This window comes from Paraoerskovia marina, from assembly GCF_900105445.1.
GTDB lineage: Bacteria > Actinomycetota > Actinomycetes > Actinomycetales > Cellulomonadaceae > Paraoerskovia > Paraoerskovia marina.
Genome location: NZ_LT629776.1, coordinates 1,711,299 through 1,734,007, shown reverse-complemented (window position 1 = coordinate 1,734,007; position 22,709 = coordinate 1,711,299). Strand labels below are relative to the sequence as shown.

Annotated in this window: 21 protein-coding genes; 11 read left to right on the top strand and 10 right to left on the bottom strand. The window is 69.2% G+C overall.

What is annotated here, in order from left to right; translation table 11 throughout:
• The first annotated feature begins 2 nt into the window (after window positions 1–2).
• Window positions 3–1,100 carry a polyprenyl synthetase family protein gene (locus BLU20_RS07730; RefSeq protein ID WP_197675383.1) on the top strand — a complete coding sequence of 366 codons (1,098 nt, stop codon included), beginning with the start codon at window positions 3–5 and terminating at the stop codon, window positions 1,098–1,100.
• A gap of 2 nt (window positions 1,101–1,102) precedes the next feature.
• On the opposite strand, the gene BLU20_RS07725 is transcribed toward BLU20_RS07730, so the two are convergent.
• Complete coding sequence (locus tag BLU20_RS07725; RefSeq protein WP_231959146.1) at window positions 1,103–1,510, bottom strand: Rv2175c family DNA-binding protein; 408 nt, start codon at window positions 1,508–1,510, stop codon at window positions 1,103–1,105.
• Between the two features lie 66 nt (window positions 1,511–1,576).
• Between BLU20_RS07725 and pknB the strand changes: the two genes are divergently transcribed.
• Window positions 1,577–3,325, top strand: a complete 1,749-nt coding sequence (gene pknB, locus BLU20_RS07720) for a Stk1 family PASTA domain-containing Ser/Thr kinase (RefSeq protein WP_172829045.1) — start codon at window positions 1,577–1,579, stop codon at window positions 3,323–3,325.
• A 30-nt stretch (window positions 3,326–3,355) separates the two neighbouring features.
• Here pknB and BLU20_RS07715 read toward each other — a convergent pair whose 3' ends face one another.
• The 3 genes from BLU20_RS07715 to BLU20_RS07705 form a co-directional block, all read right to left on the bottom strand.
• Entirely contained in the window at window positions 3,356–4,708 is a 1,353-nt protein-coding gene (locus BLU20_RS07715) for a class II 3-deoxy-7-phosphoheptulonate synthase (protein ID WP_083372157.1), read from the bottom strand.
• A 1-nt stretch (window position 4,709) separates the two neighbouring features.
• Window positions 4,710–5,927, bottom strand: a complete 1,218-nt coding sequence (locus BLU20_RS07710; RefSeq protein ID WP_029253580.1) for a pyrophosphate--fructose-6-phosphate 1-phosphotransferase — start codon at window positions 5,925–5,927, stop codon at window positions 4,710–4,712.
• Window positions 5,928–6,003: 76 nt separating this feature from the next.
• Entirely contained in the window at window positions 6,004–6,795 is a 792-nt protein-coding gene (locus BLU20_RS07705; protein ID WP_231959145.1) for a lysophospholipid acyltransferase family protein, read from the bottom strand.
• A 64-nt stretch (window positions 6,796–6,859) separates the two neighbouring features.
• Here BLU20_RS07705 and BLU20_RS07700 point away from each other — a divergent pair, with 64 nt between their 5' ends.
• Window positions 6,860–7,399, top strand: a complete 540-nt coding sequence (locus BLU20_RS07700) for a hypothetical protein (RefSeq protein ID WP_083372156.1) — start codon at window positions 6,860–6,862, stop codon at window positions 7,397–7,399.
• On the opposite strand, the gene BLU20_RS07695 is transcribed toward BLU20_RS07700, so the two are convergent.
• Complete coding sequence (locus BLU20_RS07695; RefSeq protein WP_083372155.1) at window positions 7,396–8,340, bottom strand: ROK family glucokinase; 945 nt, start codon at window positions 8,338–8,340, stop codon at window positions 7,396–7,398. The two genes, BLU20_RS07700 and BLU20_RS07695, sit on opposite strands and share 4 nt — an antisense overlap.
• A 142-nt stretch (window positions 8,341–8,482) precedes the next feature.
• Here BLU20_RS07695 and BLU20_RS07690 point away from each other — a divergent pair, with 142 nt between their 5' ends.
• Genes BLU20_RS07690 through BLU20_RS07680 form a run of 3 tightly spaced genes read left to right on the top strand, consistent with a single transcriptional unit; the run spans window position 8,483 to window position 12,420 of the window.
• The gene (locus tag BLU20_RS07690; protein ID WP_083372154.1) at window positions 8,483–10,294 is read left to right on the top strand and encodes an AMP-dependent synthetase/ligase; all 1,812 of its coding nucleotides are present in this window, start codon (window positions 8,483–8,485) and stop codon (window positions 10,292–10,294) included.
• A gap of 31 nt (window positions 10,295–10,325) precedes the next feature.
• Window positions 10,326–12,107: a DEDD exonuclease domain-containing protein gene (locus BLU20_RS07685; protein WP_083372153.1), complete on the top strand. Its 1,782-nt coding sequence runs from the start codon at window positions 10,326–10,328 to the stop codon at window positions 12,105–12,107.
• 31 nt (window positions 12,108–12,138) lie between these two features.
• Window positions 12,139–12,420 carry an Lrp/AsnC family transcriptional regulator gene (locus tag BLU20_RS07680; RefSeq protein ID WP_029253586.1) on the top strand — a complete coding sequence of 94 codons (282 nt, stop codon included), beginning with the start codon at window positions 12,139–12,141 and terminating at the stop codon, window positions 12,418–12,420.
• Window positions 12,421–12,427: 7 nt separating this feature from the next.
• On the opposite strand, the gene trpD is transcribed toward BLU20_RS07680, so the two are convergent.
• Complete coding sequence (gene trpD, locus BLU20_RS07675; protein ID WP_083372152.1) at window positions 12,428–13,507, bottom strand: anthranilate phosphoribosyltransferase; 1,080 nt, start codon at window positions 13,505–13,507, stop codon at window positions 12,428–12,430.
• Window positions 13,508–13,547: 40 nt separating this feature from the next.
• Window positions 13,548–13,976 carry a response regulator gene (locus BLU20_RS07670; protein WP_083372151.1) on the bottom strand — a complete coding sequence of 143 codons (429 nt, stop codon included), beginning with the start codon at window positions 13,974–13,976 and terminating at the stop codon, window positions 13,548–13,550.
• A 271-nt stretch (window positions 13,977–14,247) separates the two neighbouring features.
• Here BLU20_RS07670 and ctaE point away from each other — a divergent pair, with 271 nt between their 5' ends.
• The 5 genes from ctaE (at window position 14,248) to BLU20_RS07645 (ending at window position 19,245) form a co-directional block, all read left to right on the top strand.
• Window positions 14,248–14,889, top strand: coding sequence for an aa3-type cytochrome oxidase subunit III (gene ctaE / locus BLU20_RS07665; RefSeq protein WP_083372150.1), 642 nt, complete (start codon window positions 14,248–14,250; stop codon window positions 14,887–14,889).
• Window positions 14,890–14,959: 70 nt separating this feature from the next.
• On the top strand, window positions 14,960–15,745 hold the full coding sequence (qcrC, locus tag BLU20_RS07660) for a cytochrome bc1 complex diheme cytochrome c subunit (RefSeq protein WP_029253590.1): 786 nt from the start codon (window positions 14,960–14,962) through the stop codon (window positions 15,743–15,745).
• A complete protein-coding gene (gene qcrA, locus BLU20_RS07655; protein ID WP_083372149.1) occupies window positions 15,742–16,773 on the top strand; it encodes a cytochrome bc1 complex Rieske iron-sulfur subunit in 1,032 nt (343 codons plus the stop codon). The genes qcrC and qcrA overlap by 4 nt, the downstream gene beginning before the upstream one ends.
• The gene (gene qcrB / locus BLU20_RS07650; RefSeq protein ID WP_083372148.1) at window positions 16,770–18,440 is read left to right on the top strand and encodes a cytochrome bc1 complex cytochrome b subunit; all 1,671 of its coding nucleotides are present in this window, start codon (window positions 16,770–16,772) and stop codon (window positions 18,438–18,440) included. The genes qcrA and qcrB overlap by 4 nt, the downstream gene beginning before the upstream one ends.
• A gap of 181 nt (window positions 18,441–18,621) precedes the next feature.
• The gene (locus BLU20_RS07645; RefSeq protein ID WP_029253593.1) at window positions 18,622–19,245 is read left to right on the top strand and encodes a superoxide dismutase; all 624 of its coding nucleotides are present in this window, start codon (window positions 18,622–18,624) and stop codon (window positions 19,243–19,245) included.
• 384 nt (window positions 19,246–19,629) lie between these two features.
• Here BLU20_RS07645 and BLU20_RS07640 read toward each other — a convergent pair whose 3' ends face one another.
• From BLU20_RS07640 to ctaC, 3 genes are read right to left on the bottom strand one after another with little or no spacing between them, the layout of a single operon-like run.
• Window positions 19,630–20,031 carry a cytochrome c oxidase subunit 4 gene (locus tag BLU20_RS07640; protein ID WP_083372147.1) on the bottom strand — a complete coding sequence of 134 codons (402 nt, stop codon included), beginning with the start codon at window positions 20,029–20,031 and terminating at the stop codon, window positions 19,630–19,632.
• The gene (gene ctaD / locus BLU20_RS07635; RefSeq protein ID WP_029253595.1) at window positions 20,028–21,815 is read right to left on the bottom strand and encodes an aa3-type cytochrome oxidase subunit I; all 1,788 of its coding nucleotides are present in this window, start codon (window positions 21,813–21,815) and stop codon (window positions 20,028–20,030) included. The genes BLU20_RS07640 and ctaD overlap by 4 nt, the downstream gene beginning before the upstream one ends.
• Window positions 21,815–22,681: an aa3-type cytochrome oxidase subunit II gene (gene ctaC / locus BLU20_RS07630; protein ID WP_052367125.1), complete on the bottom strand. Its 867-nt coding sequence runs from the start codon at window positions 22,679–22,681 to the stop codon at window positions 21,815–21,817. The genes ctaD and ctaC overlap by 1 nt, the downstream gene beginning before the upstream one ends.
• Window positions 22,682–22,709: the final 28 nt, after the last annotated feature.

Here is a 22,709-nt window from a genome sequence, read left to right as displayed (position 1 = left end):
CCGTGCCGACACCTACCGAGCTTCTTGACCAGGAAGACGTCCGCCGCGACGTCGACGACGCGCTCTCGCTCCACCTCGACGCGCTGCGCGACCGCATGCTCGCCGTCGACGAGGCGACCCTGCCCCTGCTGCACGAGGCCGAACAGCTCCTCGCCGGCGGCAAGCGGCTCCGGGCCGCGTTCTGCTACTGGTCGTGGAGGGCCCACGGCGGGCGCGCCGACTCTGCCGACCGGTCGGCGGCGATCGGCACCGGTGCGGCGCTCGAGCTGTTCCAGGCCGCGGCGCTCGTGCACGACGACGTCATGGACCGCTCGGACACCCGCCGCGGCCGTCCCGCCGCCCACCGCGCCTTTGCGGCAGTGCACCGGGCTCAGGGGTGGGACGGGAACCCCGACGAGTTCGGGACGAACGCGGCCATCCTCCTCGGCGACCTGCTCCTGAGCTCGTGCGGCGAGAAGGCGACCCTGGCGACGGCGGACCTGGATCCCGGGGTCGCGGCCCGCGTACGTGCGGTCTTCGACCTGATGCAGGCCGAGGTCACCGTCGGCCAGTTCCTGGACGTCCGTGCGCAGGTGATGCCGTGGGGCGTCGACCTCGACGCCGACGAGGCTCGCTCGCGTGCGATCATCCGCGCGAAGTCGGCACGCTACTCGGTCGAGCACCCCATGGCGCTCGGCGCCGCCATCGCGGGCGCCGACCCTGCGTCGGTGCGCGCGTACGGACTGCCGTTCGGCGAGGCGTTCCAGCTCCGTGACGACCTGCTCGGAGTGTTCGGGGACCCGACGGTCACCGGCAAGCCGGCGGGCGACGACCTGCGCGAGGGCAAGCGCACCGTCCTGGTCAGCCGCGCGCTCCGGTCCGCCTCGGAGGCGGAACGGGAGACCGTGATGGCCGCCCTCGGGGACGAGGACCTGACGGGGTCACGGATCGACGACGTCCGCACGATCCTCGTCTCCACGGGTGCCGTCGACGAGGTCGAGGCCCTGATCGAGAACCTCGCGGACGCGGCGGAGAGCGCCCTCCGGGACGCGGACCTCGACGAGTCGGGCCGCGCGGTCCTGCTCGCCCTCGGTCGGGCGGCGGCCCAGCGGCGCGTCTGACGTCAGTCGGCGACCTGGGCGATCCGGCGGACCTCCGTCGTCCGACCGGCGCGGAGAGCGTCGATGGGTGCGCAGCCGAGGGGTTCCTGCTCGCTGAAGAGCCACGACAGGATCTCCTCGTCGCTGTACCCCCGGTCGCCGAGGACCGTGATCGTCCCGGCGAGCGACGAGAGGACGACGCGCCGGTCGTCGGCGGCGTCGACCGGCGCCCCCTTACCCGAGGCGATCTGCTCCTCACGACGGCTCACCACGAACTTCGCCGGGATCTGGAACGTCGCGCGTTCGCCCCGTCGGACGCCCAGCACCCGCCGGTCGGACACGACTCCGCGAGCACGGCTCGCCGTCGTGCCGAGCGCGTCGGCAAGGTCGGGCACGGTCATCCACTCGTCCACCAGGTTCTCAAGATCCACGTGCCCAGCGTACGTGCCCCGGGCTGCCGTCGACACGACGCCGTCGCGGACGGCTACGCTCTGGGCGTGAACTCCAGCGACACCGACCCCCTCGTCGGCCGACTCGTCGACGGGCGGTACGAGGTCCTGTCCACCGTCGCTCGTGGCGGCATGGCCACCGTCTACCTCGCGAACGACCGGCGGCTCCAACGACGGATCGCGCTCAAGGTCATCAGCCCGCACCTCGCGGACGGCACGCTCGACCCCGAGGCGGCCACCCGGTTCCGCGACGAGGCGCGGGCCGCGGCACGGCTCTCGCACCCGGGCATCGTCGCCGTCCACGACCAGGGCGAGGACGGCGATCTCAGCTATCTGACGATGGAGTACGTGCCGGGCACGAACCTCCGTCGGGTGATGAGCGACGCAGGAGCGCTGAGCGTCGGCGACTCGCTCGAGCTGCTCGACCAGATCCTCGGTGCCCTCGCCGGCGCGCACGCCGCAGGCCTCGTGCACCGGGACGTCAAGCCGGAGAACGTGCTGATCGACCGCGACGGGCGGGTCCGTGTCGCGGACTTCGGCCTCGCGCGCGCCGCTCACGCGCGGCCGGGGTCGCCAGGGAGCGCTCTCGGTACCGTCGCCTACATGGCTCCCGAGGTGATCAGTGGGACGACGGTCGACGCGAGCGCGGACGTCTACTCGGTCGGCGTGCTCGCGTTCGAGATGCTGACGGGCCGCCAGCCCTACGCGGGCACCGACGCCCGCGAGATCGCAGCGCGCCACGTCTCCGAGGACGTGCCCGCACCGTCGGGCTCCTGCCCGGCCATCGCGGCTCCTGTCGACGCGTTCGTCGAGCAGCTCACCGCCCGCGACGCCGCATCCCGACCGTCGGACGCGACGGTGGCCCTCGGTGCCCTCCGCAGTCTGCGTTCGCAGCTCTCCGCGGACGAGCTTGCCGTCCGTGCTGCCGTCGACCCCGGGACGGCCGAGGCGTCCACGAACGGTACGAGAGTGCTGGCGGCGACCTCCGTCCTGGGCCCGACCCCTGCCGCGACTCCTGCGTCGTATCCGGCCGGACGGCGCACCGCGCACCCGTCCGAGGACGCCACCACGCTCGTCGAGTCACCGACGACCCCGCGCACGGGGCGGAGCCGGCTCGCTCGACCGCTGACCTGGGTCCTGGTCGCGCTGCTCATCCTCACGACGGGCGGTCTGACGTGGTGGTTCGTCTCGGGACCGGGGGCCACCCGTGCCGTCCCGGACGGACTCGTCGGAGTCTCGTCCGACGCCGCCGTCGAGGCGATCCAGGCGTCCGGGCTGGAGGCGACGACGGTCGAGGAGTACGACGACGACGTCGCCGCGGGCCACGTCGTCGGCACCGACCCGGACGGTGGCACCCGTGTGGACCTCGGAGGCACGGTCACCCTCATCGTCTCTCTCGGGCCGGAGACGGCGACGGTGCCCGACGGGCTCGTCGGTGCCTCCGAGGACGCTGCCACCGAGGCTTTGCGCGACGCCGGCTTCGACGTCGCCGAGTCGCAGCGCGAGGCGGACCCCGCGCCGGAGGGCGAGGTCGTCGCGGTCTCGGTCGAGGAAGGGTCGACCCAACCCGTCGGCACGACCGTCACGCTCACCGTCTCTGACGGCCCGGACGAGGTGACGGTCCCCCGCGTCGTCGGGGACGACGTCGAGGACGCTCGGGCCGAGCTCGAGGACGCCGGGTTCACCGTGGAGGTCAACGAGGTGCTCGGCGCGTTCCTGGGCGTCGTCGTCGCCCAGGATCCCAACGGCGGGGAGTCGCTCGAGAGCGGCGGAACGATCACGCTTGACGTCGCGTAGGACGTCGAGCGTGATCGTGGCGGTCGGTGATCAGGACCGCTGAAGCATCTCCGCGACGAGGAAGGCCGTCTCCAGCGACTGCTGGTGGTTGAGCCGCGGGTCGACGAGCGTCTCGTACCGGCGCGCGAGCCCTTCGTCGTCGATCTCCTCGCTCCCGCCCAGGACCTCGGTCACGTCGTCGCCCGTGAGCTCGCAGTGCACGCCGCCGGGGACGGTCCCGAGCGCGCGGTGGACCTCGAAGAACCCGGCGATCTCGTCGAGCACGTCGGCGAACCGCCGGGTCTTGTATCCGCTGGCCGAGGTGATGGTGTTGCCGTGCATCGGGTCGGTGATCCACGTGACCGGGACACCCGACGCATGGACCGCCTCGACGATCGGTGGCAGCGCGTCCCGGACGGTTCCGGCCCCCATGCGGCTGATCAACGTCAACCGTCCCTCGACCGACCCCGGGTTCAGCCTTTCGACGAGGTCGACGGCGTCCTGGGGCGTCGTGGTCGGTCCGAGCTTGACCCCGACCGGGTTGGCGACGCGCGAGAGGAAGTCCACGTGCGCGCCGTCCAGCTGACGCGTGCGCTCCCCGATCCAGAGGAAGTGCCCCGACGTGTCGTACGCGCGGCCCGTGCGGGAGTCCACCCGGGTGAGCGCACGCTCGTAGTCGAGGATGAGTGCCTCGTGGCTGACGAAGAACTCGACGGTACGGAGCGCGTCGAAGTCGGCCCCGCAGGCGTCCATGAACCGGATCGCCCGGTCGATCTCGTTGGCCGTGCGCTCGTAGCGGGCGTACGCAGGGTTCCGCATGAAGCCCTGGTTCCACTCGTGAACGCGGCGCAGGTCCGCGTAACCCCCGCGGGTGAAACCGCGGACGACGTTCAGCGTCGCGGCCGAGATGTCGTAGGCCTGGACGAGTCGGTGCGGGTCAGGCGTCCGCGACTCGGTCGTGAACTCGTGCCCGTTGACCATGTCGCCGCGGTACGCGGGCAGCTCCAGGCCGTCCCGCACCTCGGTGTCGGAGCTGCGGGGCTTCGCGTACTGCCCCGCCAACCGGCCCATCTTGACGATGGGCATGCTGGCACCGTGCGTCAGGATGACCGCCATCTGCAGGATGGTCCGGACCTTGTTGCGGATCCTGCCGGCGTCGGCCTCGGCGAACGTCTCGGCGCAGTCACCGCCCTGGAGCAGAAAGGCCTCGCCCCGCCCGGCGGCGGCCAGACGGTCCCGCAGGGTGTCCGCCTCCGCCGGGACGACGAGGGGCGGCTGGCTCCCGAGGTGCCGGACCGCCGCGTCCAGCCGGTCCGCGTCGGGCCAGGTGGGCTGCTGCCGGGCGACGAGCGCCCGGAAGTGCTCGAGTCCGGCGAGCACCTCCGGGTCGACGGTCGTCGTCATGTCAGTGCGACGCGGGGACGAGGGACTGGCCGAGGTCCTCGACGAGCTCGACGAACCAGGGCTGCGACACGTCGAACGGCTTGCCACCGGCGATGCGAGGGAACTCGATCGCGCGCAGGCGGTCGCCGTTCTCCTCGTCGTGACCGATCACGCCGGAGTCTCCGCGGAACGCGCAGTCGACCGCCAGGTCGGTCATCGACTTGATCAGACGCAGGTCCTCGGGGTTCGCGGCCGCAGCACGCGAGTAGTACCCGGACTTCTGCACCATGACCTTCTCAGCACCGAGCTTCTCGGCGAACTGCTTGGCGAACCACTGCCCCGGGTTGATCGTGTCCAGCTTGACGTGACCGAACGGGTCCCGCTCGACGGTCTCGCCGGCGGCCTCGAGCTGCGCGACGATCTCGTGCATGCCGGCGCCCTCGGAGAGGAAGATGTTGACGTTGCCCTGCTCGTCCATGATCTTCTTCAGGCGCTCCGCCTCGGCGTCGATGTCCAGCGCGGCCTCGGGGATGAAGACCGCGTGGACGTCCCAGCGCTCGCGCGTCAGGCCGATGCTCGGCAGCCACGTCTCCGCGTCCAGACCCTCGCGGTACTTCGCGGCGGCGGCAGCGGTGAGCCAGCCGCAGTGGCGCCCCATGACCTCGTGCACGATCAGCATGCGCGGTCCGGACCGGTGCTCGCCGATGATGTTGCGCGCGAACCCGGCAGCCTCCTCGGCCGCGGTCCAGGCACCGAGCGACTGACGGATCGGCACGACGTCGTTGTCGATCGTCTTGGGCAGGCCGACGACGGTCAGCCCGTAGTCGTTCTCGGCCAGGTACGCGGCAAGGTCCGCGGCGGTCGTGTTGGTGTCGTCGCCGCCGATCGTGTGCAGGACGTCGATGCCGTCGGTCTTCAGCTGCTCGGCAGCCACGTGCAGGGGGTCCTGCCCCTCGGAGACGAGCCCGCGCTTGACGCAGTCCTTCGCGTTCGTGAGCTTGACGCGCGAGTTCCCGATGGGCGAGCCGCCGAACTTGTGCAGGAGCCCGGCGTTCTTGCGGGTCTCCGCGTCGATGACGATCTTGGTCCCCGTGAGCAGACCGTGGTAGCCGTGCTCGTAGGCGATGATCTCGACCTCGGGAGCCAGCTCGGTGTAGCGCTCGATCAGCCCACCCACTGCCGAGGAAAGGCAAGGAGCGAACCCACCGGCGGTGAGCAGGGCGACGCGACGGACGGACATGGTGGGTGGTACCTCTCGTCGAAGGATGCGTACTCGCACACGGTGAGGTCACCGCGGGGCGCGCGGGAGTGCAGGACTAGTCTACCGACGTCGTCGGTTCGTCAGCGGGTGGTTCAGGGACTGGAGCATCGGGGGCCGGGCGTCCACCGGGAGCCGCCGGGCCCACGGGGACGTCGGCGACCTGCTTGCCCGCCGCCGCCCGCGCCTTGGCGGTCGCGGCGTAGACGTCGACGTACTCCTGCCCAGACAGCCGCATGATCTCGTACATGATCTCGTCGGCGACCGCGCGGAGGATGAAGCGGTCGTTCTCCATGCCGCGGTAGCGGCTGAAGTCCATCGGCTCGCCCACGACGACGCCGATCCGCAGCGGTCGCGGGACCACCTTGCCGATGGGCTGCGCCTCACGGGTGCCCACCATGGCGACCGGGACGACGGGCGCGCCCGACTCCAGAGCGAGGCGTGCGACCCCCGTCTTGCCGCGGTGAAGACGCCCGTCCGGGCTGCGGGTTCCCTCGGGGTAGATGCCGAAGAGGTCCCCGTCCTCGAGCACCCGCAGCCCGGTGTTCAGCGCAGCCTCGGAGGCCTTGCCTCCCGCACGGTCGACGGGGATCGTGCCGACGCCGCGCATGAACCCTGCGGTCAGGCGCCCCTTGACCCCGGTACCCGTGAAGTAGTCCGACTTGCCCAGGAACTGCACCTTGCGGTCGAGCACGAGGGGCAGCACGAAGGAGTCGATGACGGCCATGTGGTTGCTCGCCAGGATCGCCCCGCCCTCGGCGGGAATGTTCTCGACCCCTCGTGTCCAGGGCCGGAACATGAGCCGTAGCAGGGGTCCGACGAACACCTGCTTCATCCACCAGTAGAACAACGTTCCTCCTCGATCGACCCCGCCCGGACACCGGGGACGTGGATACGACTCTAGAGTGAGCACCATGGCCGCACCGAATGCTGACCACGACGACCAGGATCCTCCGGGCGAGGACGACGGACCGACCGCGGACGAATCATCCCAGAATCCGCCGCTGGACGTGGACGCACGGTGGGCCGAGATCGTCGCCGAGCTCGACGAGGGCTCGTCGACGGTGACGGAGACGCCACGACCAGTGCCGCACGAGCCTCCGGCCCGTGGCCGAGGGCCGGCCGGAACCCCGGTGGCTCCCTGGGTCACCCCCCCCGGACCGCGCGACTGGCCGGCGTCCGACGAGGTCGAGGCGCTCGAGGAGGAGCAGAGCCACTTCGTCCCACCCACGCCGCCGCCGATCACGGGCCGCTCCCCGCTGCTCACGCTCGCATGGGTCCTGGCGGTCGCCGGGCCCGCCGTCTTCCTCCTCACGGCGATCTTCGTGCGTCCCTTCCCCACGAGCGTGGCCCAGGGTTGCGGCGTCGCGTTCCTCGCCGGTATCGGACTCCTGCTCTGGCGTCTTCCGGCGCACCGGGACCCCGAGGACGACGATCCCGGCGCGATCGTCTAGCGACGGGCGAGGTCCGCCGCCCCGACGATTCCCGCCTCGTTCCCGTGCATCGCGAGCTCGATCCGGGCCTCCGGCCGGTGACCCAGCGCCGAGAGCTGCTGGTTGTACGCCTGGCGCGTCGGCCGCAGGAGCAGCTCGCCGGCAGCCCCCACTCCCCCGCCGATGACGATGATCTCCGGGTCGAGGAGGGCGGCGACCGACGCGGCACCCTCGCCGAGCCAGCGCCCGAGGTTCGCGAGGAGGCTCACGGCGAGCTCGTCGCCCTCCTGCGCCGCGGTCGTGATCTGCGGTCCGCGCAGCTCCGCCGGGTCCGGCCCGACGATCTCGCGCAACCGTGCCCCCGCGTCGGGCTGGGCCAGCAGAGCCGCCTGGCCGTCGCGGACGAGAGCGCTGCCACTCGCGTACTGCTCCCAGCAGCCCTCGTGGCCGCAGCCGCAGTAGTGGCCGCCGGGAACGACCCGCATGTGCCCGACCTCCGCGGCGACGCCCCAGCGACCGCGGACCAGCGAGCCGTCGACGATGATGGCGCCGCCGAGCCCCGTGCCGACGGTCAGCATGAGCATGTCCGTCGCGTCCCTGCCGACGCCGAACTGGAACTCGGCCCATCCGGCCGCGTTCGCGTCGTTCTCGACCACGATCGGGACGTCGTCGTCGAGCAGCCTGCCGACGTTCTCGGCGAGCGGGTACTCGCGCCACGCGATGTTCGGCGCGAACTGCACCGACGTCCGGTCCGGGCTGACGAACCCGGCCGCGGCCAGCCCGATCGCACCGATCTCGAAGTCCGTCTCCAGCTCGCGGCACGCGTCGGCGACCGCGGCGTCGATGCTCGCGACGTCGTCGGCACTGGTCTCGCGTCGCACCTGGGCCAAGATCTTTCCGCTGTCATCGACCACACCCGCCGCGATCTTCGTTCCGCCGATGTCGACCCCGATGGCATGCATGAATGTCCTCGTCTCAGTTCCTGGCCTGTCCCGCTCCTGGCGCGTTCCGCGCGCCCGACTCTACCGACTACCCGGTGCGCCGAGCACCCTGCCGACGACGGTAGAGTTCACCAGTCGCCGCCCTCGGACAACGGAGTCACCCATGGATGCGTTCACCACCGCCCGCCTCGTCGAGGTGGAGCCCACCAGCAATCTCGTCGCGCTCCTCACGGACCGCGTCGCCGCAGACCCGCACGGCACCCTCATCGAACGGCGGACCCGGCCCGGCGTGTGGGAGACCATCTCCGCCGAGGACTTCCAGCGCCAGGTGCGCGAGACCGCGAAGGGCATGATCGCGCTCGGCGCCGAGCCGGGCGACCGTGTCGCCATCATGGCCCACACCAGCTTCGAGTGGACTCTCCTTGACTGGGCCACCTGGACCGCCGGACTCGTGTCCGTCCCCGTCTACGAGACGTCGAGCGCGGAGCAGGTCGAGTGGATCTGCTCGAACTCGGGGGCGCGGGCGATCCTCGTCGAGACCGCGGACCACGCCGCGACCGTCGCCGAGGTCCGTGACTCGCTGCCGGGCCTCGAGAAGGTCCTGACGATCGACGACGGCGGGATCGACGAGCTGCGTGCCGCGGGCAAGGACGTCGACGACGCCGAGCTCGACCGCCGGACCGCGCTCGCGAACCAGAACTCGGTCGCGACGATCATCTACACGTCGGGGACGACGGGGCGTCCGAAGGGCGTCGAGCTCACCCACGCGAACTTCCAGCTGCTCGCGCTGAACGCCGTCGAGGCCGTGCCGGAGGTCTTCGGGGCCGCCGGCTCCCGGACCCTGCTCTTCATGCCCCTCGCCCACGTCTTCGCACGATTCATCGGCGTCCTGGTCGTCGCCGGCGGGACCGTCCTCGGTCACACCGCGGACACGAAGGACCTGATGGACGACCTCGCGGCGTTCAGGCCCACCTACCTCCTGTCGGTCCCCCGGGTCTTCGAGAAGGTCTACAACTCCTCCGAGCAGAAGGCTGCCGCCGGAGGCAAGCTCAAGATCTTCCACTGGGCCACGAAGGTCGCCATCGGCTACTCCCGTGCCCTCGACGACCCCAAGGGTCCGAGCCTGTTCCTGAAGCTGCAGCACGCTGTCGCGGACAAGCTCGTCTACACCAAGCTCCGCACCGCGCTCGGCGGCCAGACGCGCTTCGCCGTCTCCGGTGGCGGACCGCTCGGCGAACGCCTCGGGCACTTTTTCCGCGGGAACGGCGTCACGATCCTCGAGGGATACGGTCTCACCGAGTCCACCGCCCCGACCTGCGTGAACCGACCGGGCGACGTGCGGATCGGCACCGTCGGCACGCAGCTCCCCGGATGCTCCGCCAAGCTCGCCGAGGACGGCGAGATCCTCCTCCAGGGCGACCAGGTCTTCCGCGGGTACCACGACAACCCCGAGGCGACCGCCGAGGCGTTCGTCGACGGCTGGTTCCGCACCGGTGACCTGGGCTCGTTCGACGAGGACGGATTCCTGCGGATCACGGGCCGCAAGAAGGAGATCATCGTGACCGCGGGCGGCAAGAACGTCGCCCCTGCCGTTCTCGAGGACCGGCTGCGTGCGCACGCGCTGGTCAGCCAGTGCGTCGTGGTCGGTGACCAGCGACCGTTCATCGGAGCACTCGTCACCCTCGACCCCGAGGGCCTGCCGGGCTGGTGCCAGATGCACGGAAAGCCGCAGCTCACCGTCGAGGAGGCGATGACCGACGACGACGTGCGCCACGCGCTCGACGAGGCTGTCGCACGGGCCAACCAGGCCGTCTCACGCGCCGAGTCGATCCGCGCGTTCACCATCCTCGGCACGGACTTCACGATCGAGAACGACTACCTCACCCCCTCCATGAAGGTGAAGCGCAACCTCGTCGTCCGGGACTTCGCGGACGACATCGACGCGCTGTACGCGGACGCCGCGGCCAAGCGCTGAGTGTCGGTGGCCGCCCGTACCGTCGACTCCCATGAGCACGACGACGGGCGGCCCCTCCACCGCCTCCCCCGACCTCTCGACGCCCCACCAGGCGTCCTTCGAGGAACTGGGCACACCGCTCCACGCCGTCACGTTCGTCGTCGTGGACCTCGAGACCACGGGGGGCTCCCCGGCGAACGCCGGAATCACGGAGATCGGCGCCGTCAAGGTGCTCGGGGGCGAGGTGCTCGGTGAGTTCCAGACTCTCGTGAACCCAGGGATGCCGGTTCCCGCGTTCGTCGCACGGCTGACCGGCATCACGACGGCGATGACCGTCGACGCACCACCGATCGAGGCGGTCCTGCCCTCGTTCTGGGAGTTCGCCCGGGGCGCCGTGCTCGTCGCGCACAACGCACCTTTCGACGTCGGCTTCCTGCGCGCGGCGACGGTCGCAGCCGGATTCGTCTGGCCCGCACCCCAGGTGGTCGACACCGTGCCTCTCGCCCGGCGGGCCGTGACGCGGGACGAGGTACCCAACCACAAGCTCTCGACCCTCGCGGGATACTTCCGTGCCCGGGTCTCCCCCGAGCACCGTGCGCTCGCCGACGCCCGCGCGACCGTGGACGTCCTCCACGGGATCTTCGACCGTCTTGCACCGCTCGGTGTGACACACCTCGAGGACCTGGCGACCGCCGCCGACCCGGTCGCCCCCGAGGTACGGCGCAAACGCCATCTCGCCGACGGACTCCCTGAGGGCCCCGGCGTCTACCTGTTCACCGGTCCCGACGGCGAGGTGCTGTACGTGGGGACGTCGAGGACCGTGCGCAGACGGGTCCGCAGCTATTTCACGGCGGCGGAGAAACGGCGCCGGATCTCTGAGATGGTGCGCGTCGCCGAGGCGGTCCGTGCGGTGCCCTGCGCGACGACGCTGGAAGCCCAGGTTCGCGAGATCCGCCTGATCACGGAGCACGAGCCCCGGTACAACCGTCGCTCGACGCGTCCTGAGCGCGGCGCCTGGCTCCGACTGACCGACGAGCCGTACCCTCGCCCGTCTGTCGTGCGCGACGTCCGGGGCCAGGCCGACGGCTCCGTGGGTACCTACATCGGGCCGTTCGCCTCCCGGCGCACCGCGACGGAGGCCATGGAGGCGCTCTGCGAGGCGATCCCGGTCCGCCAGTGCACATCCCGGCTCCCGCGACGTGCCGGCTCGACGACGGGCGCCTGCCTGCTCGCCGACCTCGGCCGATGCTCGGCGCCGTGCGTCGCGGTCGAGGGCGACCCGGGCTACGGGGATGCCGTCGACGCGGCACGGTCGGCGATGACCGAGGACCCCCGACCGGTGGTCGACGCGTTGGGACGCCGGATCCGCGAGCTCTCGGCGCAGACGAGGTTCGAGGAGGCGTCCGAGGTCACCCGACGTCTGCGCGAGTTCCTGGCCGGTGCGGCACGAACGCAGCGTCTCGGCACGCTCGCGACGTGCTCGCAGATCGTCGCCGCCCGCCCGACGACGGACCGCGGGTGGGAGGTCGTCGTCGTCCGGTACGGGCGGTTCGCCGGGACGACGGTCGTGCCGGCCGGCACGCATCCTGGCCCGGCGATCGACGCGCTGGTCGCAACGGCCGAACGGGTCGACGCACCGACCGCACCGGCGCCCGCGTGCCACCCGCACGAGGCCGCGATCGTCGGCGACTGGCTCGAGAGCCCCGGGGTGCGCGTCGTGCAGATCGACGGGACCTGGGCTCTTCCCGTCCGGTCGGCGGTGGCCTACGGTGACCTGTCGGCAGCCCTTCCTCGCGCGCCGCACGCCGCGGCGAGTCTGGCACCGGCGGGCTAGATTGGCCGCACCACTTCACCTGGAGGCACACATGCAGACCGCCATCGTCCACGTCGACACCGACCCGGCACGCATCCCCGAGGTCGCCTCGGAGATCGCCGGCCTGGACGGCGTGTCAGAGGTCTACTCGGTCACGGGGAAGATGGACCTGGTCGTCGTCGTCAGGGTCCGTGAGCACCAGGAGTTCGCCTCTGTCATCGCCGACCGGCTCAGCAAGGTACCGGGGGTGCTCCGGACCGAGACGTTCATCGCGTTCCGCACGTACTCCGACGTCGACCTCGCGCAGGCGTTCGACCTGGGTCTCGCCGACTAGGAACCCGCTAGACGGCCGCGGCGGCCCAGCGTTCGAGCACGGCGCGTGCCGCGCCCGACGTGATGCTCTGCTCGGCATGCTGCATCCCGGCGCGGAGACGGTCCACCAGGTCACCGGCACCCGTCCCCGGCAAGGTCCCGTCGGCGACGATCCCCGCAGCGGCGTTGAGCACGACGGTCTGGCGTACCGGCCCCGGCTCGCCGTCGAGCAAACGCCGCGCCACCTCGGCGTTGAACGATGCCTCGCCCCCGCGCAGGTCGGCGACGTCGATGGGGTCGAGACCGAGGTCGCCCACGGGGTCGAGCCGGTGCTCGCGGACCGAACCGTCGCGTACTTCCCAGACGGTGGCCCGCGCGGTCGGCGCCAGTTCGTCGAGACCGTCGTCGCCACGGAACACCAGGCCGTCGGTTCCTCGTGCGCCGAGCACCCCCGCCATGAGCTCCGCCATCCTGGCGTCGGGGCAGCCGATCGCGACCGCCTCCGGCCGCGCGGGGTTGGTCAGCGGGCCGAGGAAGTTGAAGACGGTGGGGATGCCCAGCTCCTTGCGGGCGACGCCCGCGTGCCGGAACGACGGGTGGAAGACCTGCGCGAAGCAAAAGGTGATGCCCGCCTCCTCGCCGATCTCCGCGACCCTCTCGGGCGAGTGGTCGAGACGGATGCCGAGCTGCTCGAGCACGTCCGCCGATCCGGACGAGGAGGACGCGGCGCGATTGCCGTGCTTGGTCACCTGGAGGCCGGCACCGGCAATCACGAGCGCCGACATCGTCGAGATGTTGACCGTGTGCGCACGGTCGCCGCCCGTGCCGACGATGTCGACCGACCGTCGTGGGACGGCGAACCGCACGGCGTGCTCGAGCATCGTGTCGGCGAGACCGGTGAGCTCCTCGACGGTCTCCCCCTTGGCGCGCAGACCCACGAGCAGACCTGCCAGCCGGACCGGGGAGACGTCGCCCGCCATCACCTGGGTCATGGCCCACGACGCCTCGTCCCGGGTGAGGTCGTCGCCGCCGACCACCCGTGCGAGCAGGTCCGGCCACGTCGGCGCGGCGGTCGCGAGGGTGGCGGTCGAGCGCGGGTCTGTCGTCACGGTGGGTCCTTCGGGTGCGGGAGGAGCGGGGTGTTCCGTACTAGGCCAGCATGCCGGTGACGGTCTCCCGCACCTTCACGGCGTCCAACGGGCGAGAGACGACGTCGTCGGCCAGGGACCAGGAGGCGAGCCACGCGTCCTGGGGCCGACCCGTGAGGACGAGCACCGGCGGGCACTGGTAGATCTCGTTCTTCAGCTGTCGACAGAGCCCCATCCCACCGACCTTGTCGGCCTCGCCGTCGAGGACCAGGAGGTCCCAGCCCTCGCCGGCGCGGGCGACGACCTCGGGCGCGGTGGCGACCTCAAGCCACTCGAGGCGCGGCTGCCCCTTGCCGAGACGGGAGCCGACGGCGAGGCGCACCGACTCGCGGACCGTCCGGTCGTCGCTGTACAAGAGGATTCGAGGGCCTGCGGTCTCGCCCACGTCGCTCCTGGTCGAGCCTGTCGTCGCCGGTCGAGTCGTCGTCATCGTCGTCCTCACGTGGTCCCAAGGAGTCTCCCTGACGGGAGGGGCGTCGTCGACGCCCTGGGTGAATCTTGGCACGAAGGCTCCGGCAGATCACGACGATCGGCGGACGAATCGCGGTTCGAGACCCGGATGACCTTTCCTGACAGTCTTCATCCATCCGTCACGAGCGGGAGACCATGACAAGAAATTATGGAGAGATTGTGAGATTTGACGCCCGCCCCCGGCACCCAGCGCAGCCACGAACAGCCCGTCATCAGCCATACTGGCTGACGTGTCGACTGCAACGGCTGCCCCCCAGGCCCACCAGCATGTGAACGTCAACCGACCGAACCCCGTGTCGGTCGGGACGATCGTGTGGCTGGCGAGCGAACTCATGTTCTTCGCCGGCCTCTTCGCGATGTACTTCACGATTCGCTCCGTCGTCCCGCAGGACGAGTGGACGGCCCAGACCGACCACCTGAACATCACGTTCGCTGCGATCAACACGACGGTGCTGATCCTCTCGTCTTTCACCTGCCAGGCTGGAGTCGTCGCCGCCGAGCGCTTCCAGCCCGTACGCGCCGGGTCCATCTGGGACGTCCGTCGCTGGGGCATGAACGAGTGGATGACCCTGACCTACCTGATGGGCGCATTCTTCATCGCCGGTCAGATCTACGAGTACGCGGAGCTCGTCGAGCACGGTCTGACGATCTCGTCGCACCCGTACGGGTCGGTCTTCTACCTGGCGACCGGCTTCCACGGACTGCACGTGATCGGCGGTCTGATCGCGTTCCTCTTCCTCCTCGGCCGCTCCTTCTCCGCGAAGCGCTTCGGGCACCACGAGGCCACCACCGGGATCGTGACGTCCTACTACTGGCACTTCGTCGACGTCGTCTGGGTCGCCCTCTTCTTCGTCATCTACATCCTGCAGTAGTCACCGGGCGCATCGAAGCGTCCCACCACTCCCACCACCGACACCCACACAGCGAGACGAGGATCGATTCGTGAAGGCACTCGCCGCCCGCAGGCACCACCGGTTGGCACCGGTCGTGCTCCTGCTGCTGGCACTGCTGGCTACCGGAGGGCTCTACGCCCTCCTGGCGCCCAGCCCTGCTAGCGCAGACTCAGCGAGCACCCAGGACATCGAGACGGGCGAGAAGCTCTTCCAGGCCAACTGCGCGACGTGCCACGGCCCGTCCGCGACCGGAACCGACGACGTTCCCTCGCTCGTCGGTGTCGGTGCGGCCGCGGTGGACTTCCAGGTCTCCTCCGGCCGGATGCCGATGCAGTCGAACGGCCCCCAGGCCATCCGCAAGCCCGCACAGTTCGACGCCGAGCAGACCGCGCAGCTCGCCGCCTACGTCGCGTCCCTCGGCACGGGCCCGACCGTTCCCACCGACGAGCAGGTCGACCCGGCACTGGGCGACCCCGCGACGGGCGCTGCGGTCTTCCGCACCAACTGCGCGATGTGCCACAACGCCGTCGGTGCTGGCGGCGCGCTCTCCGAGGGCAAGTTCGCCCCGTCGTTGCTCGAGGCTGACGTCACCGACCGTCAGATCTACGAGGCCATGCAGACCGGACCGCAGTCGATGCCGGTCTTCAACGACGCCAACATCACCCCCGAGGAGAAGCGCGACGTCATCGCGTACATCGAGGAGCAGCGCGACGGCTCGGCCGGTGGCCTGTCTCTCGGCTCGCTCGGACCAGTCAGCGAAGGCCTCTGGGCCTGGGTCGTCGGCCTCGGTCTCCTGATCGGTGCCGCCGTGTGGATCGGAGCAAAGTCCTCGTGAACGACAACCAGCACTCCACCGAGCTCGGGGACGCACAGAACCGCGACGTCGACCGCTTCGACGACCCGGGTCTGCCCGAGCACCGGCACCGCCGTGCCGACTCCGACCCCGCCGCGGACAAGCGCGCCGAGCGCCAGGTCGTCATTCTCTTCCTCATCTCGATCATCGGCACGGTCGCCTCGATCGTCGCCTACTTCGTCTTCCGCCCGGACGGCACCACCGACGGCGTGCGGATCTCGACGCTGAGCCTCGGGCTCGGCATGGCGTTCGCCCTGCTCGGCATCGGCCTCGCCGCCGTCCACTGGGCCAAGACCCTGATGAACGACACCGAGGTGACTGAGGAGCGCCACGAGCAGCGCACCCCGGACGCCGAGCGTGAGATCGCCGTCCAGAAGCTCTCGGACGGTGCGGCCGACTCCGGCATCGCACGCCGCGGCGTCCTCAAGGGCGCAGCGCTCTCCGCGCTCGCGATCTTCCCGCTCACCATCGCCGTGCCGCTCGTCAGCTCGGTCGGCGGCGACTGGAACGTCAGCAAGTTCCGCCACACCCGCTGGGACAAGGGCACCCGCCTCGCCATCGACCCCACGGGTCGACTGATCAAGGCCGCCGACGTCACCATCGGATCCGTCTTCCACGTCATCCCCGACGCGACCGAGGAGGAGCGCGAGTCGCACGCGTGGATCACGGAGAAGGCCAAGGCCGTCGTCCTCGTCGTCCGCCTCGACCCGCGCGACCTCAAGGAGGCCGAGGACCGCAAGGACTGGTCCCACGACGGCATCGTCGCGTACTCGAAGATCTGCACGCACGTCGGCTGCCCCGTCGCGCTCTACGAGCAGCAGACGCACCACCTCCTCTGCCCGTGCCACCAGTCGACGTTCGACATCGCGGACGGCGCCAAGGTCGTCTTCGGACCTGCCAAGCGCCCGCTGCCGCAGCTGCCGATCTCCGTCGACGACGAGGGTTACCTGGTCGCCAAGAGCGACTTCCACGAGCCTGTCGGCCCGAGTTACTGGGAGCGTCTGAAGTGAGTACGACCGAACGAGCAGCCGCGGGTACGGCTGACTACCTCGACCAGCGCACCGGACTCGGCAAGGCCGTCAAGGAGTTCGCGCGCAAGACCTTCCCGGACCACTGGTCCTTCCTCCTCGGCGAGGTCGCGCTCTACTCCTTCGTCATCCTCATCCTCAGCGGCTTCTTCCTGACGATGTTCTTCGTCCCGAGCATGGCGCTGATCGAGCACCACGGCGCACCCGCGACGATGGACGGCGTCCTGATGTCGGAGGCGTTCAGCTCGACGCTGCACATGTCGTTCGACGTCCGCGGCGGACTCCTGATGCGCCAGATCCACCACTGGGCAGCGCTGCTGTTCATGGCCGCGATCGTGACGCACATGATGCGCGTGTTCTTCACCGGTGCGTTCCGCAAGCCGCGTGAGCTCAACTGGCTGGTCGGCATCGGACTGCTCATCACGGGCCTCGGCGCCGGCTTCACGGGCTACTCGCTCCCGGACGACGTCCTGTCCGGCAACGGTCTTCGCATCACGGACGGCGTCATCAAGTCGATCCCGATCATCGGCTCGTACATGTCGTACTTCGTCTTCGGCGGCGAGTTCCCGGGCGAGGACATCATTCCCCGCCTCTTCACGCTGCACATCCTGGTCGTCCCGGCCATCATCCTCGCGATGATCGGCCTGCACCTGATGATGGTCGTCCTGCACAAGCACACGCAGTACCCGGGTGGTGGACGCACCGACAAGAACGTCGTCGGCTTCCCGCTCTTCCCCGTCTACGTGGCCAAGGCCGGCGGCTTCTTCTTCGTCGTCTTCGGCGTGCTCGCCCTCATGGGTGGCACCATGGCGATCAACAACGTCTGGAACTACGGTCCGTACGACCCCTCGCCCGTCTCGGCGGGCGCGCAGCCCGACTGGTACATGCTCTTCCTCGAGGGCTCGCTCCGCCTCATGCCGGGCGTGACGGAGTACGTCATCGGCGGCTACACGCTCAGTCTGAACGTGCTCGTCCCTGCCGTGATCATTCCGGGCATCCTGTTCACGTTCCTGATCGTGTACCCCTTCGTCGAGGCACGCGTCACCAAGGACAAGCGTGAGCACCACGTGCTCGACCGTCCGCGGAACGTGCCCGTCCGCACGGGCCTGGGCGTCGCCTTCCTGACGGCGTTCATCATCCTGGCGCTCGCCGGGTCGAACGACCTCATCGCGACGCACTTCTCGCTCTCGATCAACGAGATCACGTGGGTCTTCCGCATCCTGCTGTTCGTCGGACCCTGGTTCGCGTTCTGGGTCACCAAGCGCATCTGCCTCGGACTTCAGCGTAAGGACCGCGAGCTGGTGCTCCACGGCCACGAGACCGGGCGTATCGTCCGGTTCGCGAACGGCGAGTACATCGAGGTCCACCGTCCGCTCGACGAGCAGGAGCGCTGGCTGCGCGTGGCGTACGACGCACCGACCCCGCTCGAGCTCGAGCCTCAGTCCGACGCACGAGGCGTGCGCCGGAAGGGCTACAAGAAGGAGCGTCGTTGGGCTCGTCTCTCGCGCTTCTTCTACGAGGACCGCATCGAGCCGGTCACGCCGTCCGAGCTGGCGGCGGCGCACGCCCACGGATCGCACGACGAGCTCGAGGGAGCCAAGGCTCCCGAGCTGCACGCGGGTGACACGACGCACGAGGGTGATCGCTGATCCTCCCTCGCGAGTTGTCCGCAGGTTCGGCAAAGTAGTACAGACGGCCCGCGAGAGTGCTTACCAGATCTCTGGGCACTCTCGCGGGCCGTCTGCATGACCGCACTGCGGCGATCCATCGCAGCAGTGACGTTGACACCACGGTGCTGCACCGTGGTCCGATATTGGAGGATTACACAGCATGGCTGTCTACACGCTCCCCGACCTGACCTACGACTACGCCGCGCTCGAGCCGCACATCTCCGGGCGGATCATGGAGTTGCACCACTCCAAGCACCACCAGGCCTACGTGACCGGCGCGAACACGGCTCTCGAGAAGCTTGAGGCCGCCCGCGAGGCAGACGACCTCGCTGCCGTGAACCTGCACGAGAAGAACCTCGCGTTCAACCTCGGTGGGCACGTCAACCACTCCGCGTTCTGGACCAACCTCTCCCCCGAGGGCGGCGGCGAGCCCGAGGGCGAGATCGGCGACGCGATCACCGAGCACTTCGGCTCCTTCGCGGCGTTCAAGAAGCACTTCACCGCGGTCGCAGCCGGCGTGCAGGGCTCTGGCTGGGCGATCCTCGCCTGGGACTCGATCGGTCAGAAGCTGATCATCGTCCAGCTCTACGACCAGCAGGGCAACATTCCGATGGGCCTGACCCCGATCGTCCTGCTGGACTGCTGGGAGCACGCCTACTACATCGACTACCTCAACGTGCGTGGCGACTACATCAGCGCGTGGTGGAACATCATCAACTGGGAGGACGCGTCGGCACGCCTGAGCCGTGCCCGGACGCAGACGCAGGGCCTGATCGTCCCGTGAGCTAGTCCGTTCTCCGCACGGCGGTCGTCGACCGCCCCGTGAGGCCCAGAGGCCCGGTATCCATCAAGGATGCCGGGCCTCTGGCGTCGGTGGCGGGCGGTGGGCACGTAGTGCGGAACCGGGTGACGCGAGGGACCACGCTCGTTCGATCTCGACAACGGGCGATGGCGGCCATGGAGAGCGCAGCTCGGGCGACGGTGGTGCACGCCGCACCACGACGCCCACATCTCTGCCGCGAACAGAGCGCTGTCAGCGGTGATCAGCCGATGTCGCCCGACCCCGAGACCCTCTCCCCGTCGCGACGGGGAAAGCAACAGCGCCTCACCGCTCTGTGCGAGCGGTGAGGCGCTGTGTCTGCGTCAGGCACGCAACGACGCTGAGAGGTCAGTGCGCGTGCTGTCCGCGGGAGTACTCGAAGACCCAGCCGACCAGAGCGACGATACCGATGGCCACACCGATGTAGAGCAGCCACCAGCCGACGGCGAGTGCGGCGAAGACCACGGCCGCCGAGAACCCCGTAGCCAGAGGCCACCAGCTCCACGGGGCGTACACGCCCTGGTCGCCGGCACCCTCCTCGATCAGGCCCTCAGGGTCGTCTTCCGGCCGGTCGTCCATCTTCTTGGCCGTGAGGACGAGGTACAAGCCGATCATCGTGACCAGGCCGGCGGTCAGGAGGAGTCCGACGATACCGACAGGCTCGGACCAGTCCGTCGCGATCCCGTAGATGACCCCCACGACGATGTAGAACGGCGTCATGGCCAGGAAGACCTTGTACTCGACCTTCATGACGTTCCTTCCTCATCCTTCTTCGACGCAGCATGATCGCCGGTGCCTTCGGCGACACGCTCGATGGCGGTGTCCTGCTGGCCCTGCCGTTCGGCATCGCCGTAGATCTTGTCGAGGATCGTCTGATCAGCCTGGGGATGCTCCATCGCGGCGACCTCGGGGTGGTGCAGGTCGAACGCGGGCGACTCAGAACGGATCCGCGGCAGCGAGACGAAGTTGTGTCGCGGCGGCGGGCACGAGGTGGCCCACTCGAGCGATCGCCCGTAGCCCCACGGGTCGTCCACGGTGACCTTCGGCGCGTTGCGCCAGGTCGTGTAGACGTTCCAGAAGAAGGGCAGCGTCGACGCCGCGAGAAGGAAGGCACCCACGGTCGAGAGCTGGTTCTCCCAGGTGAACCCCTCGTCCGCGTAGTCGGCGTAGCGACGGGGCATGCCCTCGACACCGAGCCAGTGCTGGATGAGGAACGTCATGTGGAACCCGACGAAGAGCATCCAGAAGTGCACCTTGCCGAGTCGCTCGTTCAGCATCCGCCCGGTGAACTTGGGCCACCAGAAGTAGAAGCCGGCGAACATCGCGAAGACGACGGTTCCGAAGACGACGTAGTGGAAGTGTGCGACCACGAAGTAGGTGTCGGAGATGTGGAAGTCGAGCACCGGGCTCGAGAGGATGACACCGGTCAGTCCACCGAAGAGGAAGGTGATGAGGAATCCGATGCTCCAGAGCATCGGAGTCTCGAAGGTCAGCTTCCCGCGCCACATCGTGCCGATCCAGTTGAAGAACTTCACACCGGTCGGGATGGCGATCAGCATCGTCATGAACGCGAAGAACGGCAGCAGCACGGCACCGGTCACGTACATGTGGTGCGCCCAGACCGTGACGGAGAGCGCAGCGATCGAGATCGTCGCGTAGACGAGCGTCTTGTACCCGAAGATCGGCTTGCGGCTGAAGACCGGGAAGATCTCGGAGACGATGCCGAAGAACGGCAGGGCGATGATGTAGACCTCAGGGTGCCCGAAGAACCAGAACAGGTGCTGCCAGAGGATCGCACCACCGTTCTCGGGGTTGAACACCTGCGCACCGAGCACGCGGTCTGCACCGAGGGCGAAGAGCGCTGCGGCGAGCGGCGGGAACGCCATGAGCACGAGGATGCTCGTCACGAGGACGTTCCAGGAGAAGATCGGCATCCGGAACATCGTCATGCCCGGCGCGCGCATCGTGATGATCGTCGTGATGAAGTTGACGGCACCGAGGATGGTCCCGAACCCACCGAGCGCGAGTCCGAACACCCAGAGGTCTCCCCCGAGCCCTGGACTGAACGTCGTGTTCGACAGCGGCGCATACGCGAACCACCCGAACGACGCGGCGCCCTGCGGCGTGAAGAAGCCGGCCGACGCGATCAGGCCGCCGAAGAGGTAGAACCAGTACGACAGCATGTTGAGCCGCGGGAAGGCGACGTCGGGCGAGCCGATCTGCAGCGGCATGATGACGTTGGCGAAACCGGCGAACAGCGGGGTCGCGAACAGCAGCAGCATGATCGTGCCGTGCATGGTGAAGAGCTGGTTGTACTGCTCCTTGCTCTGCACGATCTGGATCCCGGGCTCGAAGAGCTCGGCCCGGATCACGAGGGCCATCAGCCCGCCGATGCAGAAGAAGATGAACGACGTGATCAGGTACATGTACCCGATCGTCTTGTGGTCGGTGGACGTCACCCACTTGATGACTGTCCGTCCGAGGGTCTGGCGCTGCGGCGCCAGGCCCGGAATCGTCTCGGCCTGGGCGACCATCAGCTCTCCTCGCCTTCTGCGTGCGCGTCGTTGGTGGGCTCGCTCTGCTCGCGGCTGAAGCCCTCGACGGGGATCGACCCCGTCTGACCGAGCTCGCGCAGCTCGTCCATGTGCTCGTCGAACTCTTCCTGCGAGACGACGGCGACGTTGAAGAGCATCCCGGAGTGGAACTCTCCGCAGAGCTCGGCGCACTTGCCGGCGTAGACGCCCTCGCGCTCGGGGATCACCTGGAACGTGTTGGTGCGACCCGGGATCATGTCCTGCTTGTACAAGAAGGCCGGGACCCAGAACGAGTGGATGACGTCACGCGACTGCAACTCGAACTCGACGCGCTGGTCGACCGGCAGGTACAGGGTCGGCAGCGACTCGGCCGTTCCCGGTGCGTCCTCGATGCGGTCGTCGACGCCGAGCGAGCTCGGGTCCGACTCCTGCTGGCCGACGGAGTAGACGTCGCTGTCCAGGTAGTTGAAGTCCCAGCTCCACTGCTTGCCGATGGCCTGGATCGTGAGGTCCGGCTCCGCACTCGTGTCCTGGATCTCGGTCATGTCACGGTCGGTGAAGAAGAAGAACGTGAGGATCATGATCGTCGGCACGGCCGTGTACATGATCTCGAGCGGCATGTGGTACCGCGTCTGGACCGGCAGCTGGTTGTCGTCCTTGCGCTTGCGGTAGACCGTGATGCACCAGAGCATCAGGCCCCACACGATCAGACCGACGACCAGGAGAACCTCCCAGGCGCCGACCCACATGTCGGTGATGCGCCCGGTCTGGTTTGTCACCTCGCCGTCGTCGAAGCCCGGAAGGAAGCCGCGCTGGAGAGCGTCGCTGGAGCAGCCGGAGAGCAGCGCGACGCCGGCAGCGGTCATCGCTGCTGAAACGAGTGCGCGCCGTGTG

Excerpts from the sequence above, each read along its gene's own strand:
- BLU20_RS07685 (WP_083372153.1), top strand. The coding sequence starts at position 10,326 with ATGAGCACGACGACGGGCGGCCCCTCCACCGCCTCCCCCGACCTCTCG.
- ctaC (WP_052367125.1), bottom strand. The coding sequence starts at position 22,681 with ATGACCGCTGCCGGCGTCGCGCTGCTCTCCGGCTGCTCCAGCGACGCT.
- BLU20_RS07690 (WP_083372154.1), top strand. The coding sequence starts at position 8,483 with ATGGATGCGTTCACCACCGCCCGCCTCGTCGAGGTGGAGCCCACCAGC.
- BLU20_RS07680 (WP_029253586.1), top strand. The coding sequence starts at position 12,139 with ATGCAGACCGCCATCGTCCACGTCGACACCGACCCGGCACGCATCCCC.
- BLU20_RS07670 (WP_083372151.1), bottom strand. The coding sequence starts at position 13,976 with ATGACGACGACTCGACCGGCGACGACAGGCTCGACCAGGAGCGACGTG.
- BLU20_RS07640 (WP_083372147.1), bottom strand. The coding sequence starts at position 20,031 with ATGAAGGTCGAGTACAAGGTCTTCCTGGCCATGACGCCGTTCTACATC.
- BLU20_RS07710 (WP_029253580.1), bottom strand. The coding sequence starts at position 5,927 with ATGTCCGTCCGTCGCGTCGCCCTGCTCACCGCCGGTGGGTTCGCTCCT.
- BLU20_RS07715 (WP_083372157.1), bottom strand. The coding sequence starts at position 4,708 with ATGACGACGACCGTCGACCCGGAGGTGCTCGCCGGACTCGAGCACTTC.
- BLU20_RS07645 (WP_029253593.1), top strand. The coding sequence starts at position 18,622 with ATGGCTGTCTACACGCTCCCCGACCTGACCTACGACTACGCCGCGCTC.
- ctaD (WP_029253595.1), bottom strand. The coding sequence starts at position 21,815 with ATGGTCGCCCAGGCCGAGACGATTCCGGGCCTGGCGCCGCAGCGCCAG.
- BLU20_RS07695 (WP_083372155.1), bottom strand. The coding sequence starts at position 8,340 with ATGCATGCCATCGGGGTCGACATCGGCGGAACGAAGATCGCGGCGGGT.
- BLU20_RS07700 (WP_083372156.1), top strand. The coding sequence starts at position 6,860 with ATGGCCGCACCGAATGCTGACCACGACGACCAGGATCCTCCGGGCGAG.